17 protein-coding genes are annotated in these 19,145 nt (G+C 69.7%); 11 read left to right on the forward strand and 6 right to left on the reverse strand.

What is annotated here, in order from left to right; genetic code table 11:
- The 8 genes from eccB (at position 1) to leuA (ending at position 10,658) form a co-directional block, all read left to right on the forward strand.
- A complete protein-coding gene (gene eccB / locus FU260_RS10055; RefSeq protein WP_147916938.1) occupies positions 1 to 1,311 on the forward strand; it encodes a type VII secretion protein EccB in 1,311 nt (436 codons plus the stop codon).
- A complete protein-coding gene (locus tag FU260_RS10060) occupies positions 1,308 to 2,561 on the forward strand; it encodes a S8 family serine peptidase (protein ID WP_147916939.1) in 1,254 nt (417 codons plus the stop codon). The genes eccB and FU260_RS10060 overlap by 4 nt, the downstream gene beginning before the upstream one ends.
- Positions 2,562 to 2,609: 48 nt before the next feature.
- Positions 2,610 to 3,365: a YbaB/EbfC family nucleoid-associated protein gene (locus FU260_RS10065; RefSeq protein WP_147916940.1), complete on the forward strand. Its 756-nt coding sequence runs from the start codon at positions 2,610 to 2,612 to the stop codon at positions 3,363 to 3,365.
- Positions 3,366 to 3,384: 19 nt separating this feature from the next.
- Entirely contained in the window at positions 3,385 to 5,031 is a 1,647-nt protein-coding gene (locus FU260_RS24375; protein WP_147916941.1) for a putative sodium/potassium/calcium exchanger, read from the forward strand.
- A 13-nt stretch (positions 5,032 to 5,044) separates the two neighbouring features.
- A complete protein-coding gene (locus tag FU260_RS10075) occupies positions 5,045 to 6,133 on the forward strand; it encodes a hypothetical protein (protein WP_147916942.1) in 1,089 nt (362 codons plus the stop codon).
- 100 nt (positions 6,134 to 6,233) lie between these two features.
- Entirely contained in the window at positions 6,234 to 7,550 is a 1,317-nt protein-coding gene (locus tag FU260_RS10080) for a nickel-dependent putative hexonate epimerase (protein ID WP_147916943.1), read from the forward strand.
- Positions 7,551 to 7,563: 13 nt separating this feature from the next.
- Positions 7,564 to 8,763, forward strand: a complete 1,200-nt coding sequence (locus FU260_RS10085) for an FHA domain-containing protein (protein ID WP_147916944.1) — start codon at positions 7,564 to 7,566, stop codon at positions 8,761 to 8,763.
- Positions 8,764 to 8,906: 143 nt separating this feature from the next.
- A complete protein-coding gene (leuA, locus tag FU260_RS10090; protein ID WP_210418238.1) occupies positions 8,907 to 10,658 on the forward strand; it encodes a 2-isopropylmalate synthase in 1,752 nt (583 codons plus the stop codon).
- Positions 10,659 to 10,844: 186 nt separating this feature from the next.
- Here leuA and FU260_RS10095 read toward each other — a convergent pair whose 3' ends face one another.
- Positions 10,845 to 12,209: an MFS transporter gene (locus FU260_RS10095; protein ID WP_147916945.1), complete on the reverse strand. Its 1,365-nt coding sequence runs from the start codon at positions 12,207 to 12,209 to the stop codon at positions 10,845 to 10,847.
- A 65-nt stretch (positions 12,210 to 12,274) separates the two neighbouring features.
- Between FU260_RS10095 and recO the strand changes: the two genes are divergently transcribed.
- The 3 genes from recO (at position 12,275) to FU260_RS10110 (ending at position 15,120) form a co-directional block, all read left to right on the forward strand.
- Positions 12,275 to 13,006, forward strand: a complete 732-nt coding sequence (gene recO / locus FU260_RS10100) for a DNA repair protein RecO (protein WP_147916946.1) — start codon at positions 12,275 to 12,277, stop codon at positions 13,004 to 13,006.
- Positions 13,007 to 13,040: 34 nt separating this feature from the next.
- Complete coding sequence (locus FU260_RS10105; RefSeq protein ID WP_147916947.1) at positions 13,041 to 13,841, forward strand: isoprenyl transferase; 801 nt, start codon at positions 13,041 to 13,043, stop codon at positions 13,839 to 13,841.
- Positions 13,842 to 14,013: 172 nt separating this feature from the next.
- Positions 14,014 to 15,120: a hypothetical protein gene (locus FU260_RS10110; protein ID WP_147916948.1), complete on the forward strand. Its 1,107-nt coding sequence runs from the start codon at positions 14,014 to 14,016 to the stop codon at positions 15,118 to 15,120.
- Between the two features lie 4 nt (positions 15,121 to 15,124).
- Here the strand turns inward: FU260_RS10110 and FU260_RS10115 are convergent, their stop codons facing one another.
- The 5 genes from FU260_RS10115 to FU260_RS10135 form a co-directional block, all read right to left on the reverse strand.
- Positions 15,125 to 15,658, reverse strand: a complete 534-nt coding sequence (locus FU260_RS10115; protein ID WP_147916949.1) for a DedA family protein — start codon at positions 15,656 to 15,658, stop codon at positions 15,125 to 15,127.
- A gap of 95 nt (positions 15,659 to 15,753) precedes the next feature.
- Complete coding sequence (locus tag FU260_RS10120) at positions 15,754 to 16,134, reverse strand: Fur family transcriptional regulator (protein ID WP_147916950.1); 381 nt, start codon at positions 16,132 to 16,134, stop codon at positions 15,754 to 15,756.
- Positions 16,135 to 16,154: 20 nt separating this feature from the next.
- Positions 16,155 to 17,069 (reverse strand): metal ABC transporter permease, encoded by a 915-nt coding sequence (locus tag FU260_RS10125; RefSeq protein ID WP_235912187.1) that lies wholly within the window; start codon positions 17,067 to 17,069, stop codon positions 16,155 to 16,157.
- On the reverse strand, positions 17,066 to 17,914 hold the full coding sequence (locus FU260_RS10130; protein WP_147916951.1) for a metal ABC transporter ATP-binding protein: 849 nt from the start codon (positions 17,912 to 17,914) through the stop codon (positions 17,066 to 17,068). The genes FU260_RS10125 and FU260_RS10130 overlap by 4 nt, the downstream gene beginning before the upstream one ends.
- A complete protein-coding gene (locus FU260_RS10135) occupies positions 17,911 to 18,999 on the reverse strand; it encodes a metal ABC transporter substrate-binding protein (protein WP_147916952.1) in 1,089 nt (362 codons plus the stop codon). The genes FU260_RS10130 and FU260_RS10135 overlap by 4 nt, the downstream gene beginning before the upstream one ends.
- Positions 19,000 to 19,145 lie beyond the last annotated feature (146 nt).

A 19,145-nucleotide genomic window follows, 5' to 3' on the forward strand; every position in this document is an offset into this window, starting at 1 on the left:
ATGGCGTCCAAACAGGAACTGATCCAGGCGCAGAAGTTCTCCCGGCGGCGCCTGCTCACCGCCTTCGTCAGTGGTGCGCCCGGCGGCCGTGAGCTTGCTCCGACCAAGCCGCTGCGGGGTGTGGTGCTCGGCAGCGTCCTGGCCGTCCTGGTGCTGCTCGGCACTCTCATCGCCGGTGTGTTCACCGGTGGTCTGGACGAGGGCTGGGAGAACTCCTCGATCGTGACGGTCAAGGACGAAGGCACTCGCTACGTGGCGATCAACGGCACGCTGTACCCGGTGCTCAACCTGTCCAGCGCCCGGCTGATCACCAGCACCACCGAGGTAGTCGAGGCCGATGCCGAAGACCTCGACGGGATGGAACGTGCCGCGGCGCCGCGGGGGATCCAGGGAGCGCCCGACGCGCTGCCGGGCGGCGATCGGCTGCTCGGTGGCGTGTGGACGGCCTGCGCCGCCCCGGAGGGGGAGATCGCCACCGGGGTGGGGCCCAGTGCCGCACTACCGGCTGAGGACGTGGCGGTGCTGGTCAGCAACGAGGACCGCTACTTCTACGTCACCGGGGGCTACCGGTACGAGGTGAGTTTCGCGAGCCTGTCCGCGCTGCAGCTCACCCTCGGGCTGGACTCGACGGAGGTGCCCGAGGTCTCGGCCGGATGGCTCAACCTCTACGAGCAAGGCACCCCGTTGGCACCGGTGGTGTTCGGGCAGGAGGGTCAACCTGCTGGTGGAGCTGCCGGTGACCTGGAGCTGCGGGTGGGCCAGCTGATCGAGGTGGTCGACTCCACGCAGGACCGGATCGGGATGTACGTGGTCTCCGAGGACTCCACCCTGGCACCGATCAGCGATTTCGCCCTGGAGATCTACGCCCTCGGTGTGCAGGACGAGAGCCTGATGGAACCACGCCAGCTCACCGCCGGCGATGTCGAGGCGATCGAGCGGGACGACGCAGGACTGTTTCCCGCGGACTGGCCGGAGCAGCGCCCCGATCCGGTCACCGGTATCCCGTGCGCTCGGTTGGACACCGGGGTGGAAGAGCCGGCGGCCACGTTGACGCAGAACCCGGATCCGGTCACCGCCGGAGTTGCCGTCGAGCCCGGACATGCCGTGCTGGTCGCGGCCGCAGACTCCGGCGACGGCAATACCTGGGGCTTCATCGACGAACGCGGCACCTACTTTCCCGTCGCTACGGCTGAGGATGTGGAGCGACTGGGCTACACCACGGACAACGCCACCACGGTGCCGGCGGCCTGGGTGCGGTTGTTCCCGCAGGGACCCGAGCTGAGCCAGAGTGCCGCTATGGGTGCCACATGAGGGCGAGGCGCCCCCGCCCTGCCCGGCAGGTGGCCGCGGGGTTGAGCCTGGCCCTGGCGGCCGGACTCGCGGCGCTCGCGGGTGCACCCCCGGCCCAGGCCACGCCGCCGGTCGTCGACGTCCGGGCGGAGAACGGGCAGGAGACCTGCAGCCCGGACCAGACGTTGTGGGTGAATCACGAGCCTGCGGCCTTCGCCCGGATGGGCGTGGCCGACGCCCAACGGCTGAGCACCGGAGAAGGAGTGGTGGTGGCGGTGCTCGACTCCGGGGTCGCCGCTGGCAACGCTCATCTGGACGGTGTCCTGGTCGGTGGCACGAACCTGGCCAGCGGCGGCGGGGGTGCGGATGAGGATGTCCATGGCCACGGCACAGCGATCGCCGGACAGATCGCGGCCCGACCGGTGGACGGGTCCGGTGTGGTCGGGGTGGCTCCCGAGGCGCGAATCATGCCCGTTCGACTGTTCGTGACCGATCAGGAGCCGCCCACGCCGGCACGGATCGCCGAAGGGATCGAATGGGCCGCCACACACGGCGCCGACATCATCAATGTCTCGTTGTCCACGGCGTCCGACGACCCGGCACTCGCACGTGCGGTACGGGTGGCCGAGAACGAGGGAGCCCTGGTAGTGGCGAGCACCGGTAACCGGGAGACCACCGAGAACCAGGACAGCATCGTGCGCTACCCGGCCGCCTTCGACGGTGTCCTCGGGGTGGCCGCGGTCGACCTGGCCGGCGGGTACGCCGCCGATGCCTCCTTCGCCAGCGAGTTCGTCGACATCGCCGCCCCCGGTTCGCAAGTCGACACCACATACCTCGATGTGGGCGACTGCACACTGGACGACGGACACCCTTCGTCCAGCTACGCCACCGGTTACGTCTCGGGAGTGGCCGCACTCATTGCCAGCGCCTACCCGGACGAGAGCCCCCAGCAGTGGGCCTACCGGATCAAGGTGACCGCCCTGCGGGCCGACCCGTCGGCGCGCACTGACGAGACCGGCTGGGGAGAGGTGCGCCCGTACGAGGCACTGTCCTTCATCGACGACGGCACCGCCCCCGGCCCCGACTCACCGACCCACGAACGACCGGAGCAGACGGTGGAGGAGCCCGAGCCGTTGACCATCGCCGATATCCAGGATCCGTGGGCGGCCGACCGGCAGCTGGTGACCTGGGTGATGCTCGGAGCTCTCGCCGTCAGCCTGATCGCCTTGGTGCTCGGGCGGATGGGGAGTGCTCCCCGTCGACGGAAGTGACGCCGTCCGCCTAGGCTCTCTGCATACTCAGGAGGAATGGGAGGGCCGGTGGCTGCACAATCGATGGGCGATGAGCGGGCTCAGCTGACGCGGAACCTGGACGAGATTGCCGGCAGGCTCGCTGTACTCCGCCAAGCGGTGCGGCCGGCGTCCGATGCGATCCGCCGCACGATCAACGGTGAGGACGGCGAAGGTGCCGTGGAGGTGGTGCTCGCACCGGACGGGACGGTGGAGAGCTTGCACCTGGACGAGGACTGGCGCGAGCTCGTCGGGGAGGAGGGTCTGGAAGCAGCGATGCTGGAGGCCTACCGTGCCGCCGAGGTCTCCCGGATGTCGGACTGGACCGATGCGGTGGCCGAGGGCGAGCGGGAGGCCACCGGCGAGTCGCACGAACGGCAGACGCCGCCGCAGAAGGAACCCGGTGATCCCAGCACCCCAGAGGCCGGTGCGCAGGCGCGGCTGATGTTCGACGTACTGCGCGGAGCGCGGTCGGAGTTGGCCTCCTTCCGGGCTCAGTTGCAGCGACAGGTCGAGCGGCAGACCGAAACCCAGACCCCTGACCGCGCCGTCCGTGTGCGCCGAGACGGGCAGATGGTGGTAGGTATCGACCTCGACGACCGGTGGCTGGCGAACAGCCGCGACTCGATGATCGAGCGCACGGTGGTGCAGGCCTTGCGCACCTCGGCGGACGAGGGCCGGCTCCAGCCGGAGGAAGCACTGGCGAACTACCCCAGCCTGTCAGCGATGCAGGCGATGGGATCCGATCCGGACGAGCTGTTGCGCCGCCTCGGCGTGACGCGTTGAGCTGAAGGGGAACTGACTCATGGGTGGTGGCGAGGTCACCGTTGACACCGAGATGGTGCGTGCGGATGCAGGGGTGTGGGACCAGGTGGGGCAGAGCTATTCGCAGGCTGCCAGCCAGGCTGATGGCCTGTCCCTGGCGTCCGCAGACTTCAGCTTCCTCGGCGGGGGAGCACATTCGGCGTATGTGAACTTCCAGAGCACGGTCAGTGCGCTGCTGCGCGACGGCGGTACGCAGTCCACCGCTATGGCGGACGCTCTGCGCAGCACCGCGGCCGAGTACGACCAGGCTGACGAGAAGGCTGAGCAGGAGAAGAGGAAGAAGGAAGGCGAGATCGGCTGCCACCGCGGAGATGGCACTGACACCGGCGGCGGCACTGGTACCGATACTGGCGGCGGCACTGGTACCGATACTGGCGGCGGCACGGGTGGCGGTACTGGCGGTGGCACTGGTGGCGGTTCTGGCGGTGGCACGGGTGGCGGTACTGGCGGTGGCACTGGCGGCGGCACGGGCGGTGGCGGCGGCACCCCGGAGCTTGAGGACTCGGAGACCAGCATCGACGGCGAGGTCGAGGGGGGAGTCGTCGGGGGCGGCAGCGGCGGTGGTACCGGTGGCGGCACCGAGGGCGAGGACACTCGCACACCGGCTGAGCTGGAGCAGGACGCGGACAAGAGCGACGAGCAAGCCGATACTGCCGAGTCTGAAGCGGACCGGATGGACCAGCAGGCCAAGGAGCTGGACGCGCAGGCCGAGGACCTTGAGGCAGAGGCTGAAGACCTGGAGAAGCAGGCCGACGAGGCTGATGAAGCCGCAGCAGCGGCCGACCGGAAAGCGTCCCAGCTTGCGGCCGAGGGTGATCATGACGGCGCCAGTGCGGCACGGTCGCAGGCTGCAGCGGAGCGCACGGAAGCCGCCGATCTGCGCGCCGACGCCCAAGCGCTGCGCCAAGAGGCAGATGAGGTGCGCGCGCAGGCTGCCACCTCGCGCTCCGATGCTGCCGATGCACGTTCCGAAGCTGCGGACCACCGGTCCGAGGCTGCCGACCTACGGGCCACAGCTGCGGACAAGGTAGAGGAGCAGGCGCACTCCGGGCTCGAGGAGGACCAGTCCGGGCAGGAGCCGCCGACCGATCAGGAGCCCGGTGGAGCGACTGCGGGAGAGGACGTCGGAGGCGAGGAGCCGCCGTCGAGCCAAGAACCGCGTGGCTCCAGTGATGGTCAGGACATCGGTGCCGGTGACGATTCCGGTGAGGTGGCCGATGGTGACGGCGGCGTACAGGAGTCGCCGTCGAGCCAGGAACCGGGCGGCTCCAGTGATGGTCAGGACATCGGTGCCGGTGATGGTGGTGCCGGTGACGATTCCGGTGAGGTCGCCGATGGTGACGGCGGCGTGCAGGAGTCGCCGTCCAGCCAGGACCCCGAGGGTGCAGTCGCTGACGCAGGGTCGGGCGAGCCGATCCCTGAGGGCGGCAAGGCCGGCGGCGCCGTGGAGGCGGACGTGCAGCCGTCGGAACCAGTGGACCAAGGAGAGGCAAGCACCGTCGAGGTGGAGTCGGAGGATGGGACCGTCGAGGTCGAGTCCGAAGGCACCACAGCCGATGCGACTGCCGACGGGAAGGGCAGCTCGCGCCTGTCCGAGTCCGTGCTGAACCGACTGAACGCGAACTGAGGGAGCGGACACCATGGGACTGGATGACATCGCAGGGGCGGTCACCGACACGGTCACGGATGTGGCCGGGGCCGGGAAGGACGCCGTCGAGAATGTGGCCGGGGCCGGGAAAGACGCCGTCGAGAATGTAGTGGATACCGCCACGGACGTTGCCGGCTTCGGCATCGATACGGCGAAGGACGTCGCCGGCTTCGGGATCGACACCGCGAAGGATGCCGCCGGAACTGCATTCGACGTGGCCACGGCACCCGCCCGCGCCGTCGCCGATGCCGTCACGGGCCTCTTCGGTGGTGAAAGCGCTGAGGCGATGGCGAACCCGAACACGGGCACCGCTCCTCCCGGCGGCCCCGCACCCTGCAGCACCGACTACGGCCCGGACGTGCACGAGGTGATCAACGAGGTCATCGACTTCCTCCAGGAGTGCAACGACACGGTGATGTCGATCTTCGACACCGTCTCCCGGGTGCTCAACGCGGTTCCGGGCTGGATGGACATCGGCAACATCATCTCCACGGTGAACAGCCTGCTGCAGAAGCTGAACAGCGTGGCCAGCGACATCGTGGACACGATCCAGCCCTACCTGGAGTACGTGGGCAGCCCGAACAAGCTTCGCGAGGTCGGCTGTGCCTGGGTGGAGAGCATCGGCGCCACCGCCAGCGCACAGGCCTCGCTGGTGCAGCCGGCAGCCCTGCCCACCTCCGGCGCGTGGACCGGGCAGGCCTACACGGCCTACTCGAGTAAAGCGGAGCTGCAGCAGGCAGCGGGCCAGGAGATCTACAACCGCGCGTCGCTGATCGACACTGAGCTGGGCAAGATGGCCTCGGCGATCACCCAGTTCTGGGTCTCGATCGGAATCGCCCTGGGTGCGCTGGTGATCGGCCTGGCCGCGGCAGTGGCCGAAGCCTGCGGTGTGGTGACGATCCCCGCCGCTATCGCCACCGCGATCGGTGTGATCGGCGTCTACGTCACCTTCGTCGGGAGTGCTGTTCAAGCGCTCTCGACGATGAACGACTCCGTGACCGGCATGATCGAGCAGGTCCGGCAGTCGTTGGCCAACTCTTCGGCGTTCCCGGGTGGCTCCTGGCCGGTGGCCGCCATCTGAGGGAGTCGGTGGGGCACCAGGCCCGCTGAGAGCACGCACCGTCGCGACAACCGGCGAGATCACCCGCCGCGGGTGGGCCGGATACGTCTAGGGTGAGCCCATGGTGTGGTTTCAGGACGAAGGGCGCTGGATCGAGCGCCCGGCGATCGAGCAGGCGTGCGACCGGTTGCTCACCGAGGCGAAGGACCGGCTCGGCATCAGCAGCTACCGCAGGGTGCTGCTGCTGCCGCCGGACATCACCCGCGCGCACGCCGGCGTCGGCTGGATCACGGAGTACCTCTACCACCGGCTGGACGAGGCCGGCGCGCAGGTGCACGTCATCCCCACGCTGGGCCAGCACGTCCCGCACACCCCCGAGGACAACCGGTGGATGTTCGGCACCATCCCCGAGGAGCAGATCCACGCTCACGACTGGAAGGACGGGGTCACCCACGTCGGCACCGTTCCGGCGGAGTTCGTGCGCGAGCGCACCGGTGGCGCGGTCGACTGGGAGATGCCGATCGACCTGAACACGATGCTGATGACGCAGGACTGGGACCTGATCATCAACGTCGGCCACATCGTCCCGCACGAGGTGCTCGGCTTCGCCAACCACAACAAGAACTACTTCATCGGGCTGGGCGGTAAGCGCACGCTCGGTGCCTCCCACCTGGCCTCGGCGGTCTACGGCATCGAGAACAACCTCGGCAACCTGCTCACCCCGGTGCGCGCCTGCTTCAACTACGCCGAGGAGCACTTCCTCGGCGGGCTGCCGGACGTCTACCTGCAGGTGGTGATGGACTACGCCGACGACGGCACCCTGGCCCACACCGGTGTGTACGTGGGTGATGACCTGGATACCTACTACGCCGCCGCCCGCGCCTCGATGGCGCAGAACATCACTGCGTTCGACGAGCCGGTGGACAAGATCGTCGCGGTGATGCAGGCCGACGAGTTCCGGGCCACCTGGGTGGCGAACAAAGCCGTCTACCGCACCCGGATGGCGATGGCCGACGGCGGTGAGCTGGTGATCATCGCTCCCGGGGTGGAGCGGTTCGGGGAGCAGCCGGAGGTCGATGCGCTGATCCGCAAGTACGGCTACCTGAGCAAGGAGGAAGTGCTCGCCAAGTACGCCACCGAGGCGGACATGCAGGAGATCCCGCACGCGACCGCCCACCTGGTGCACGGCAGCTCGGAGGGCCGGTTCACGATCACCTACGCCCCAGGGGCCCTCACCCGCGAGGACATCGAATCCGTGGGCTATCAGTACCTGGATCTGGCCGAGGCGTTGCGCCGGTACGATCCCGACGTGCTCGAGGACGGCTGGAACACCCTGCCCGACGGCGAGCGGATCTACTTCATCTCCACCCCCTCGGCCGGTCTGTGGTCCACCCGGGATCGGCTCGCCTCCCGCGCCGGCCACGAGCAGCACCGGTGAGCAGGAGACGCCCATGCTCGACTTGATCGGCGACGACGCGAGCGGCTACCTGTCCGCGCCGGCCGAACGTTCCCGGTGGCAGGACACCTGGACCATGCAGCGCACCCGCCGGGAGGCGATGGCCCTGCTCGCCCGCACCTACGGCTCCTGGACTCGCACGCTGTGTGGCGCCCTGGCCACCGCTGTGCTGCTCGGCGGTGCCTATCTCCTCGGCCAGGGGGTGGCAGGTCTGGTCGACGACGGCGGACTGGTCGCCGTGGCACTGATGGTGGCCGCGGTGCTGCTGTTGCTGGCCGGCCTGGCCGGAGCGGGGTATGTGCTCTTCACCGGCACCCGGGTGGTCGGCGCGCTGCGCGCGTGGAGCTCAGCTCGATCGCGCGACGGCGGTCCAGGCCTGCGGTTGTTGTTCACCCCCGCCGTCGTGGTCCGGCTGGTGCTCGCGGTGGTTCTGCTCGCTGCCTGCGTCACGCTGGTACTGGTCCGCACCGGCGTGCTGCTGGCCGAGACAGAGGAGACGGCAGGCGGGGCCCTGTGGCAGTGGTTCGCCGCGGCCGTGGCCGCCGGGAGCGCTCTCGCCGCTCTCAGCGGGGCGGTGCGTACGGGACTGGCGCTGCGCCGTCGGCCGGGACAGACCGCCACCGGCGGCTGGCAACAGACGCCGGCACAACCGGCCCACGGAGGTCCGACCGGGTACGCCCCGACCGGCCAGTGGGCCCCGCAGCCGGTCCACGATGCCCCGGACCCCGGCGTGGCGGGCGCAGAGCCCGGTGCCTTCCCAGACGCTGCTGCCGGGCAGGGCGGTGGTTCCGCGGTAGTAGCGCCCGAGGAGGCCGAGGAAGAGTGGGCGGCGACCCGGATGGTCAGCGATCTGCAGCCCGCGCCGGTGCCGTTGCGGGTCCGGCTGTCCGACGGGCAGGACGTGGCTGCCGACGGCCTCACCCTGATCGGCCGGTCCCCGGCCGGGCGGAACGGCGAGCAGGTGAGCGCACTGCTGGCGGTCACCGATAGCGCTGTGTCCAAGACGCATCTGGCGGTGCGGATGGCCGAGGGCAGGGCCTGGGTCACCGACCGTGCCTCGACCAACGGCACGTTGCTGGTCCGCGACGGCGCTCAGCAGTCCCTCACGCCGTGGCAGGAGGCCTCGCTCGCTCCCGGCGACCGGCTGCTCCTGGGTGGGATGACGCTGCAGGTCGAACCGGTCGACGTGCAGTGATCCTGACGGTGGTACGGTGACAACTATGCGCATGTGCGTCAGCCTCCTCCTTCGCTGCCGCGACGAGGCCTAGCAGGCCGGATCCTCGTCGCGGAGTGGTGGTGCCCGGCCGCAGCCGACCCCCGCAGAACGAAGGAATCCCGATGACGAAGCGCACCCCGTACGGCATGCCGGTCTCCAAGTACGTCTCCTTCCATGAGGCGATGCCTACCGACATCTCCACGTTGATGACCGACCGCACCTGGCCGAGCAAGCAGATCACCCAAGCGCCACGGTGGCTGTCCACCGACCTGCGTGACGGCAACCAGTCACTGATCGAGCCGATGGACCCGGCGCGCAAGCGCACCATGTTCGACCTCCTGGTTCGGATGGGCTACAAGGAGATCGAGGTCGGGTTCCCGTCGGCATCCCAGGCCGACTTCGACTTCGTCCGCTCGATCATCGAAGAAGACGCGATCCCCGAGGACGTGACCATCTCGGTCCTCACCCAGGCCCGGGAGGAGCTGATCGAACGCAGCATCCGCTCCGTCGTCGGCGCCCACCACGCCACCGTGCACCTGTACAACGCGACGGCACCAGTGTTCCGGGACATCGTCTTCCGCAATGACAAGGAAGCCACCAAGGAACTGGCCACCTCCGGGACGCAGCACGTGATGGACCACGCGGAGAAGATCCTCGACGACGACACCGTGTTCGGCTACGAGTACTCCCCGGAGATCTTCATCGACACCGAGCTGGACTACGCGCTGGAGATCTGTGAGGCGGTGATGGACGTGTGGGGCCCGACGGAGGGCCGGGAGATCATCCTCAACCTGCCCGCCACCGTCGAGCGCGCCACCCCGAACGTGTATGCCGACCAGATCGAGTGGATGAGTCGCAATCTCAGCCGCCGGGAGCACGTGGCGGTCTCGGTGCACCCGCACAACGACCGAGGCACCGGAGTGGCCGCCGCGGAGCTGGCCGTGATGGCCGGTGCCGACCGGATCGAGGGCTGCCTGTTCGGCCAGGGGGAGCGCACCGGGAACGTGGACCTGGTGACGCTGGGGATGAATCTGTACACCCAGGGCGTGGACCCGAAGATCGACTTCAGCGACATCGACGAGGTCCGCCGCATCGTGGAGCACTGCACCCAGATGGATGTGCACCCGCGCCACCCCTATGGCGGAGACCTGGTCTACACCGCTTTCTCCGGGTCGCACCAGGATGCGATCAAGAAGGGTTTCGCCGTCCGGGAGCAGCAGGTGGCAGAGTCCGGTGGGGACGAGGCGGATGTGGTCTGGAACGTGCCGTATCTGCCGGTGGACCCCCGTGACGTGGGCCGCAACTATGAGGCAGTGATCCGGGTGAACTCCCAGTCCGGTAAGGGTGGGGTCGCCTATCTGTTGGCCTCCACCCGGAACCTGGACCTGCCGCGCCGGCTGCAGATCGAGTTCTCCCGTACCGTGCAGCGGCACACCGACGCCTACGGCGGCGAGATGAGCGCCGAGCGGCTGTGGGAGATCTTCGCCGACGAGTACCTGCCGGCCACCACGGACAACGGCCTCACCCCGTGGGGCCGGTTCCAGCTGCACGCCACCCAGGTGGCCTCGGCCGGGGACGGCAGCGACGACGTGCTCACCGCGACGATTTCCGACGGCGGCGCCGAGCACACGGTGCAGGCCCGGGGGAACGGACCGGTGGCAGCATTCTCGGCGGCGCTGGAGCAGTTGGGCGTGGAGGTCTCCGTGCTCGACTACGCCGAGCACGCCCTGTCCGAGGGCGGCGACGCCACTGCGGCGGCCTATGTGGAGTGCGAGGTGCGCGACCAGGTGATCTGGGGCGTCGGAATGGACTCCTCGATCACCACCGCGTCCTTCAAGGCGATCGTCTCCGCAGTGAACCGCGCGGTGCGCTGACGGCGCGGCAGCGCCGACCCACCGTTTGCCTCGGGTGACAGGCCCTCGCTCGGCCGACCACCAGCCTCGCCGGGCGAGATCGATGAGCGGCGGCGACGGCCGCGATCCGGCCCATCCGCCACCATCGAGCAAGGGTGCCGTCTGGAGACACCAGCCTCCGGCGGCGCCCCTGTTGTGCCCCGGAACTCAGCCCCCAGCTGAAGTGAGCCGCCGCCAGGCCCGGTCCCAGATGCGCTCGGTGGCCGGCACCAGCACCGGCAGGTCGGCGGCCATCCGCTCCAGCACCCGGGCACGGACCCCGAGCAGCGTGAGCACCATGGCGGTGGTGGTCACCATCCCGGCCAGGGCCATCGAGGCCAGCGCCCAGCGGTAGTCGGTCAGCGTGGCGGAGGAACCGCCGGCGCTGAGGTCGAGCACCACCCCCACAACGATCGCGACCACCATCGACGCCAGGAAACCACCCGAGTTCACCACACCGGTCGCCGTCGACATGCTCCGGGGGGTGTTGTAGTCCCGGGCGAGGTGGAAGCCGATCTGGGAGCCGGGTACTCCGGTGGCGAGCAGGGCGAACACAGCCGCGATCACCACTACCGGTGGTCGCCCGCCCGGCCAGAGCACCAGGGTGGCGATGCCTGCGATGCAGGTCAGGGCGACACCGAGGCCGAGCGCGGTGCGCCACTGCGGCTTACGCCCCGCCAGCGGACCGATCACCAGGCTCGCCACCAGGTTGCCCAGTACGTACACGGAGAGCAGGCTCGCGGCCGCGGCGTCGTCATAGCCGAGCCCTTCGGTGAGGTAGGGGTAGCCCCAGATCAGCGAGACCACCGTGCCCGCGGTCATCGTGCTCTGATGCAGGAAGAACCCCAGCCGGTTCTCCCGCCGGGACCAGGCCGACCCCAGCGTTCCGCGGGCCTCTGGCTCGGCCGCTGCGGCGGTGATCGGGCCCGGATCGGTGCGGAAGGGAGCGGCCACGGCCGGGCGGAGCAGCAGGAGTGCGTACGCCACCGAGATACCGCCGGTGATCAGGAACGTCCGGGTCCAGCCCAGCGTGCCCAGCGCAAGCACCAGCGGCACCGTCGCCGCGAAGTTGCCGAGCATCCCGACCAGCCCGGTGGCCATCGTCAGCAGCGCGTACCGGCGCCTCGGGAACCAGCCGGCCACCAGGCGGAGCACGGCGATGAACACGGCAGCATCGCCCACACCGAGCAGGGCACGGGCGAGCAGCGCCACCGGGTAGGCGGTGGCGAAGGCGAACAGCAGCTGAGCGGTACCCATCGTCACGGTCGCGACCAGCAGCACGCGGCGCGGTCCGAACCGGTCGATGGCCACGCCCGCAGGTACCTGCATCGCGGCATAGACGCCGAGCTGGACCATGATGAAACTGCCCAGCTCGGTGGCGGAGATGTCCCACCGGGCCACTGCGTCCGGACCGGCCACCCCGAGGGAGGCGCGGTGCACCATTCCGAAGAAGTACACGCCGACGGCGAGCAGCCAGACCGACCACGCGGAGCGGCGGACCGCATCGTCGATGCGGGAGAAGTGGCTGGTCACGGTGCTCCATCCTCCCACCGCGTGCCTGCCTGGGCGCTGTCGGTCCAATAGGTGACAATGGAACGGTGAAGCTCTACCGGGACGAGGCGATCGTGCTGCGCACCCACAAGCTGGGTGAGGCGGACCGGATCGTGACTCTGCTGACCCGCCGGTACGGGCAGGTGCGGGCAGTGGCCAAGGGGGTGCGTCGCACCAGCTCCAAGTTCGGCGCTCGGCTGGAACCGTTCAGCGTGATCGACGTGCAGCTGTACGCTGGCCGCAACCTGGACGTGATCACCCAGGTGGAGACACTCGCCCCGCACGGACGGCCGCTGGGTGGCGACTACTCCCGATACACCACGGCGACGGCGATGGTGGAGACCGCTGGCCGGCTGACCGAGATCCCCGGCGAGCCGGCCACCCAGCAGTACCTGCTGCTCTCCGGGGCGCTGGCTGCCCTGGCCGAGCAGCGCCACCCGGGCACGCTCATCCTGGACTCCTACCTGTTGCGCGCGCTGGCGATCGGCGGCTGGGCGCCGTCGTTCTCCGAGTGTGCCCGGTGCAGCGCCCCGGGGCCGCACCGGGCGTTCTCACCGCCGCTGGGCGGCGCAGTCTGTGGCGACTGCCGCCCGCCGGGCTCTGCCGCACCCGCCCCGGAGACGTTCATCCTCCTCGGTGCCCTGCTAGCCGGGGACTGGGCGGTGGCCGAGGACAGCGAGCCCCGGCACCGCAGCGAGGCCTCCGGGCTGGTGGCGGTGTTCACCCAGTGGCACCTGGAGCGCCAGCTCCGGTCGCTGCGGCTGGTGGAACGGGCATGAGAATCCCTCGGTCACCCTCAGGCTGCGGGCAGCGGTGAGCGCGGCACACCCGCGCAGCGAGCCGATTCCACCGCCAGCGCATCCCTCCGGTGCCCGGCCACCGGACATTCCGCGGGAGCTGGTGCCCCGGCACGTGGCGATCGTGATGGACGGCAATGGCCGGTGGGCGAATGCCCGGGGCCTGACCCGCAACCAGGGGCACGCCGCCGGGGAGGCGGTGCTGCTGGACGTGGTGGCGGGCGCGATCGAGCTGGGCATCAGCCACATCAGTGCGTATGCGTTCTCCACCGAGAACTGGAAGCGCTCACCGGCAGAGGTGCGCTTCCTGATGGGCTTCAACCGGGATGTCCTGCGCCGCCGGCGGGACGAGATGAACGACTGGGGGGTACGGGTCCGGTGGGCGGGCCGCCGCCCGAAGCTGTGGCGCTCGGTGATCAACGAGCTGGAGGAGGCCGAGCGGCTCACTGCGGCCAACTCCACCTGCACCCTGACCATGTGCGTCAACTACGGCGGACGTGCCGAGATCACCGACGCGGTCCGGGCGATCGGGCGCGAGGTGGCCGCCGGGCGGCTGAACCCGGAGAAGATCACCGAGCGCACCATCGCCCAGCACCTGGACGAACCGGATATGCCGGATGTGGATCTGTTCCTGCGCACCTCCGGCGAGCAGCGCACGTCGAACTTCCTCATCTGGCAGTCCGCCTACGCCGAGATGGTGTTCCTGGACAAGCACTGGCCGGACTGCGACCGCCGCGACCTCTGGGCGGCCGCGCAGACGTACGCCCGTCGGGACCGCCGGTACGGCGGAGCACAGGACCGGCCCACTGCGGGCTAACCGGGTGCGCTGGCCGGACCGGCTGCCGGCCCGCTGACCGGAGACCTGCCGGCCCGCTGACTGGAGACCTGCTGGCCGCGATGGGCTGCGCTCCCCATCGACCTGTGCCGACTGCACCTCAGCCTGCCGGTAGGCTCCGCGGCATAGACAACACTGGCCGAGGGGCGGGGAGATGGTGCGGAGTCGGTCGGGACTGCTGGTCGCGCTGGGGATCGGCGTCGGACTGGCAGGATGCGCTGGTCAGGCGGACGTGGAGCAGCCGAGCACCGATGCCAGCATCGACCTGGCAGAGGCGGTCGAGCTGATCGCGGAGAGCGCCGGCAGCGATCAGATCCAGAGCCTGCGCATGTCGACCAGCAACAACGACGTCGTCGCACGGATGGTGGTGGCCGGCCAACTGTCCACCTGGTCGTGGGACGGCGATGGCGAACCCACCCCTGTCGACATCAACCCCAGGGACTACCAGCGTTGGCCACAGAGCCCGACCGACCCGACCGCGATCGTGCAGGCCGTCCTGACGCTGCCGGAGTGCCCCGAGGGAACGATGGAGGCCACGGCGCTTCCGGGCGACGTGGTGCAGGTCCAGGTGGACTGTCGCTCCGGGGGAGCTGAGGACCGCCAGCAACGCACCTACCTGGGCGGTGAGGAAGTCACGGCAGAGAGTCTGCACCTGACCGATCCCGACCAGCTCACTGCCGCCGTCGCTCAGGCGCTGGCCATGCTCGAGGACCCGCCGGTCGCCGAGGTCGCAGTCACCCTCGGGCGGGAGCCCGAACTCCTCGTCCGCCCGGCCGAGCCGACGCCCACTCTCGCCGGTGAGAATGGCAGCTGCTTGCCCTATCTCGAACTGCGCGCCGATTCCAACGGTCTCCCGGAACAGTGGTACGGCTGCACCCAGGAGCTCGAGGTCACCGAGCTAGCGGAACCGTTCCACGCCGAGCTGGCACTTGAGGTCTCCGAACGTATCGAGGGTGCGGAACGCGTCTCCCTCCGACAGGAGTCGGACCTGCCGGTGTATCACGTCGACGCGGCGGCAGGTTCGTACCCGTTCGACGTCGCTGGCACGCCATTGTTCCGGGGAGGGACGATCGAGACTCCCTACGAGCCCGGCACCTACACCCCAGTGGCGGAGGTGGCCGAGGGCTGCCGCTGGGCGATCATGTCCGAGGACGGCGTCCGGGTCGATTCGGGGGAGGCGGACAGTGGGCGGCCCCAGGTAGCGCTCGAGGCCGGGCAGGACTTCTCCGTCATGGGCTGCGGCTTCTGGCAACTGACCTGAGCGGTCAGTGCACCTGGACGTCGGCAGGCAGTTGCCCGGCTGCGCGCACCGCGCGCTTGCGCCGCAGCACCAGCCCGCCGGCCACTGCCGCGAGCACCAGCACCGCGATCACGGCGATGCCGACAGGGCTACCGGCCGCCGCTGCCAGCGCCGCCTCCCACACCGCGAAGCCGACGGTCGCGTAGATCGCTCCCCACGCGATCGCTCCGGGGATCTGCGCCAGCGCATACTTCCACCAGGTGATCCGCAGGACGCCGGCACCGGCCTGCACCATCGACTGGAAGCCCACCGTCAGGTAGCACACGGGCACCACCAGCAAACCCCAGCGGCGGATCGCCTCGATACCGGCGTCGGCGCCGCCACCGGCGAGCCAGTCGTGCACCCGGCGCATTCGGCCCGAGGTGGGGTTGGTGCGCCGCAGTGCCTGGTCGGTGGGGATGCGGCCGAGCCAGTACATCATCTGGCCTCGCAGCCAGCCGCCGATGCTGAGCGCAGTCAACGCCACGGTGAAGGGGAGGCTGCTGAGGAAGTCCGGCATGCCGCCTCCTGTCGCTACCTCGTGGTCTGGGGAAGCGCAGCGCCGCAACCCGCCCTCATGTTATCGCAACACGAGCGTTGCTGAAGTGGGCGGAGTCACTCTTTTCCAGCGCAGTCCGCGCAGGTGCCGAACAGCTCGACCGTGTGCTCCATATCCGTGAAACCGTGTTCGGCTCCCCGCTGTGCCGCCCACTGCTCCACCGTCGCCGCATCCAGCTCGACGGTGGCCCCACAACGCCGGCACACCAGGTGGTGGTGGTGCTGCCGGGTGAGGCACTTGCGATAGAGCGACTCGCCGTCGGTCGCCCGCAGCACGTCCACCTCACCCCGATCGGCAAGCACCTGCATCGTCCGGTACACGGTGGCCAGACCGACCTCCTCACCGCGGTCGCGCAGCATCTCGTGCAGCTGCTGTGCGCTGCGGAAGTCGTCGGTGCCGTCCAACAGCTCGGCGACGGCGGTGCGCTGCCGGGTCATCCGTTGCACTGGCCTACCTCCTACTCCGAAAGCCTGACGTCGTCCGGAACGTCCGGGTGCGGGTCGCCGCGGCGGCGCCGCCGCGGACGGACGATCGTGCGGACGATTGCCACTCCAGCGTAGACCGTCACCGCGAGCACCACGATGGTTGCGCCGGGGGAGAGCTGCTGGGTGAAGGTGATCAGCAGACCGCCCACGCACAGCAACGCGCCCAGGCCCATCGCCAAGCCCATCGTGCGCCGGAACGAGCTGGTCAGCTGCTGCGCGATCGCCACCGGCACGATCATCAGCGCGCTCACCAGCAGCAGCCCGACCACTCGCATGGCGACCGTCACGGTCAGCGCCGCCACCACGGCGATCGCCAGGTTGAGCACTCGCACCGGCAGCCCGGTGGACCGGGCGAACTCCTCGTCCTGGCTGACCGCGAACAGGGCGGTGCGCGCGCCCAGGCCCACCACCAGGATGACGGCGGAGAGCACCACGGTGGTGAGCAGCTCGCTGGGGGAGACGGTCGCCAGGGAGCCGAACAGGTAGCTCATCAGGTTCGCGTTGGTGCCGCCGGCCACCCCGATCAGCACCACACCGCCGGCGATACCGCCGTAGAACAACAGGGCCAGGGCCACGTCACCACTGGTACGTCCCCGGGCGCTCACCACGTCGATCAGGATCGCCCCGATCACCGCGGCGACGACGGCGCCCAGCACTGCGTAGGCGTCGTTCGGCTCCGCATGGGTCCAGGCGCCAACGAGCCAGCCCATCGCCACCCCGGTCAGGGCGACATGGCCGACCCCGTCGCCAAGCAGGGACAGCCGACGCTGGACCAGGTAGGTGCCTACCACCGGCGCGGTGAAACCGACGATCAGTGCCGCCAGCAGCGAGCGCTGCAGCAAGGGCGAGGACAGCGCCGTGGACATCATCTCCCACCAGGTACTCATGGCAGGCTCCGTTGCAGCACCGACTCGTCCCCGTAGCTCTCGTCCTCACCGTGATCGTCGTGCAGGTGCTGGTGACCGACGACCGCGTGAGCGCCGACGGCCAGGGGAGGATCGCCGTCGTGCACGATCCGGCCGTGCCGGAGCACTACGGCACGCTGCAGGATCGAGGACATCCCGGCCACCTCGTGCAGCACGACCACGATGGTCATCCCCTCGCCGTGCAGCCGTTGCAGCAGCCGCATCAGGGTGTCCTGGGTGGGGGTGTCCACCCCGGCCATCGGTTCGTCCAGCAGCAGCAGGTCCGGCCGGCGCGCCAGCGCTCGGGCGATCGCCACCCGCTGCTGCTGACCGCCGGAGAGGTGCTGCACGGCGGTGTGCGCGCGATCGGCAAGATCCACGGTCTCGAGTGCGGCCAGGGCGCTGGCTCGGGCTCCACGGTGCAGGCGAAGGGTGCGCCGGTTCAGCAACCCGGTGAGCACGACTTCGATCGCCGTGGCTGGTAGACCCGAGGGGGCGGCAGCGCGTTGGGGCACGTACCCGACCCGCTCCCACGGCACGGCACGGCGAGCGGACAGCGAGGTACCGAACAGCCGCACCTGCCCCGTGCTCGCCGCAGTGATGCCGAGCAGGGCGCGCATCAAGGTGGACTTGCCCGACCCGTTGGCGCCGAGCAGCGCGAGTGCTTCACCGGCGCCGACCCGGAGGCTGACGTTCTGCAGCACGCGTGCGGAGTCGTAGGCCACGCTCAGCCCGGTCGCGTCGATCACCGGGCTGCCCGGAGCGGGGTGACCGGTAGCGCCCAGCGCACCGGGTGCCGGGTGGTCGGGTGGCTGTGATGCGGTCATGGGCACTCCAGGGCAGCGGTCAGGGCGGTCAGGTTGGTGCGCATCACGCTGAGGTAGTCGGCGTCAGGGTCGGTGAGGGTCTCCAGCGGGTCCAGTCGCTGTACGGTGATCCCGAGCTCGTGAGCCAATGCTTCGGCCACATGGGGGTTGACCAGGGACTCGGTGAAGATCGTGCTCACGTTCTCGGTACGGATCACCTGGGCGATCTCCTGCAGCCGGGCCGGCGAGGGCTCGTTCTCCGGATCCAGACCGGCGATGCCGACCTGGTCGAAGCCGTACCGGGCGGCCAGGTAGCCGTACGCCTCGTGGCTGACCACGATCACGTGCTGGGAGCAGGAGTCCAGGGCGGTCGCGAAGTCCTCGTCCAGACCGGTCAGCTCGCCGACCAGCTCTGCGGCATTGGCGGCATAGGTCTCGGCATTCTCCGGGTCGATCGCGCTGAGCGCCGCGGCGACCTGATCGGCCACGCCGGCCAGCCGGGTGGGGTCGAGCCAGAAGTGCGGGTCGGTGCCGGTGTGGCCGTGGCCGTCGTCATGGGCGTGGGTGTGGCCGTGCTCGTCTTCGTCGTGGCTGTGGCCTTGCTCGTCTTCGTCGTGGCTGTGGCCTTCGTGTTCCTCGGCGCTGTGGGCGTCCTCTTCGTGGCTCGCACCGTCGTGGCTCGCCTCGTCGTGGCTCGCACCGTCGTGCTCGTGATCTTCGTCGTCTTCATCGAGATGGCCGTCCTCGCCGAGCTGGTCGTCCTCGGCGGCGACCGTGTCGACCACCTGCGGCCCGTCGATCTCGGCGAGGGCGTCGTCCAGCGCAGGTTGAAACCCGGACAGGGTGAGCACCAGCTCCGCGCTCTCCAGGGTGAGGACGTCGCGGGTAGTCAGCTCCAGATCGTGCGGTTCCGCGCCGGCGGGGGTGAGGGACTGGACCTCCACGTCGGGCCCACCGACCTGCTCAGCGACGAACTGCAGCGGGTAGAAGGAGGCGACCACGCTGACCTGCCCGGTAGTGGCATGGCCCGGGGCGCAGCCGCTGAGTGCGAGGGCGGCGACGGCGGCAGCAGCGAGCGTCCCCGCACACTTTCCGCCAACACTCATGGGAACGATTCTCACTCCAGGGAGGGGGCGTGTCAAAGTGAGCGTGCTCACGCACCCGCGGATTCGCGCGCCCACCCGAAGGCCCGCACCTGCCACCCGTCGCCCGCGCAACTGAGTACCGAATGCGTTCCCCGCGCAACTGAGTA

The organism is Ruania zhangjianzhongii, assembly GCF_008000995.1.
GTDB lineage: Bacteria > Actinomycetota > Actinomycetes > Actinomycetales > Beutenbergiaceae > Ruania > Ruania zhangjianzhongii.

Excerpts from the sequence above, each read along its gene's own strand:
- eccB (WP_147916938.1), top strand. The coding sequence starts at position 1 with ATGGCGTCCAAACAGGAACTGATCCAGGCGCAGAAGTTCTCCCGGCGG.
- FU260_RS10060 (WP_147916939.1), top strand. The coding sequence starts at position 1,308 with ATGAGGGCGAGGCGCCCCCGCCCTGCCCGGCAGGTGGCCGCGGGGTTG.
- FU260_RS24375 (WP_147916941.1), top strand. The coding sequence starts at position 3,385 with ATGGGTGGTGGCGAGGTCACCGTTGACACCGAGATGGTGCGTGCGGAT.
- FU260_RS10075 (WP_147916942.1), top strand. The coding sequence starts at position 5,045 with ATGGGACTGGATGACATCGCAGGGGCGGTCACCGACACGGTCACGGAT.
- FU260_RS10080 (WP_147916943.1), top strand. The coding sequence starts at position 6,234 with ATGGTGTGGTTTCAGGACGAAGGGCGCTGGATCGAGCGCCCGGCGATC.
- FU260_RS10085 (WP_147916944.1), top strand. The coding sequence starts at position 7,564 with ATGCTCGACTTGATCGGCGACGACGCGAGCGGCTACCTGTCCGCGCCG.
- leuA (WP_210418238.1), top strand. The coding sequence starts at position 8,907 with ATGACGAAGCGCACCCCGTACGGCATGCCGGTCTCCAAGTACGTCTCC.
- FU260_RS10110 (WP_147916948.1), top strand. The coding sequence starts at position 14,014 with ATGGTGCGGAGTCGGTCGGGACTGCTGGTCGCGCTGGGGATCGGCGTC.
- FU260_RS10115 (WP_147916949.1), bottom strand. The coding sequence starts at position 15,658 with ATGCCGGACTTCCTCAGCAGCCTCCCCTTCACCGTGGCGTTGACTGCG.
- FU260_RS10120 (WP_147916950.1), bottom strand. The coding sequence starts at position 16,134 with ATGACCCGGCAGCGCACCGCCGTCGCCGAGCTGTTGGACGGCACCGAC.
- FU260_RS10125 (WP_235912187.1), bottom strand. The coding sequence starts at position 17,069 with ATGAGTACCTGGTGGGAGATGATGTCCACGGCGCTGTCCTCGCCCTTG.
- FU260_RS10130 (WP_147916951.1), bottom strand. The coding sequence starts at position 17,914 with ATGACCGCATCACAGCCACCCGACCACCCGGCACCCGGTGCGCTGGGC.
- FU260_RS10135 (WP_147916952.1), bottom strand. The coding sequence starts at position 18,999 with ATGAGTGTTGGCGGAAAGTGTGCGGGGACGCTCGCTGCTGCCGCCGTC.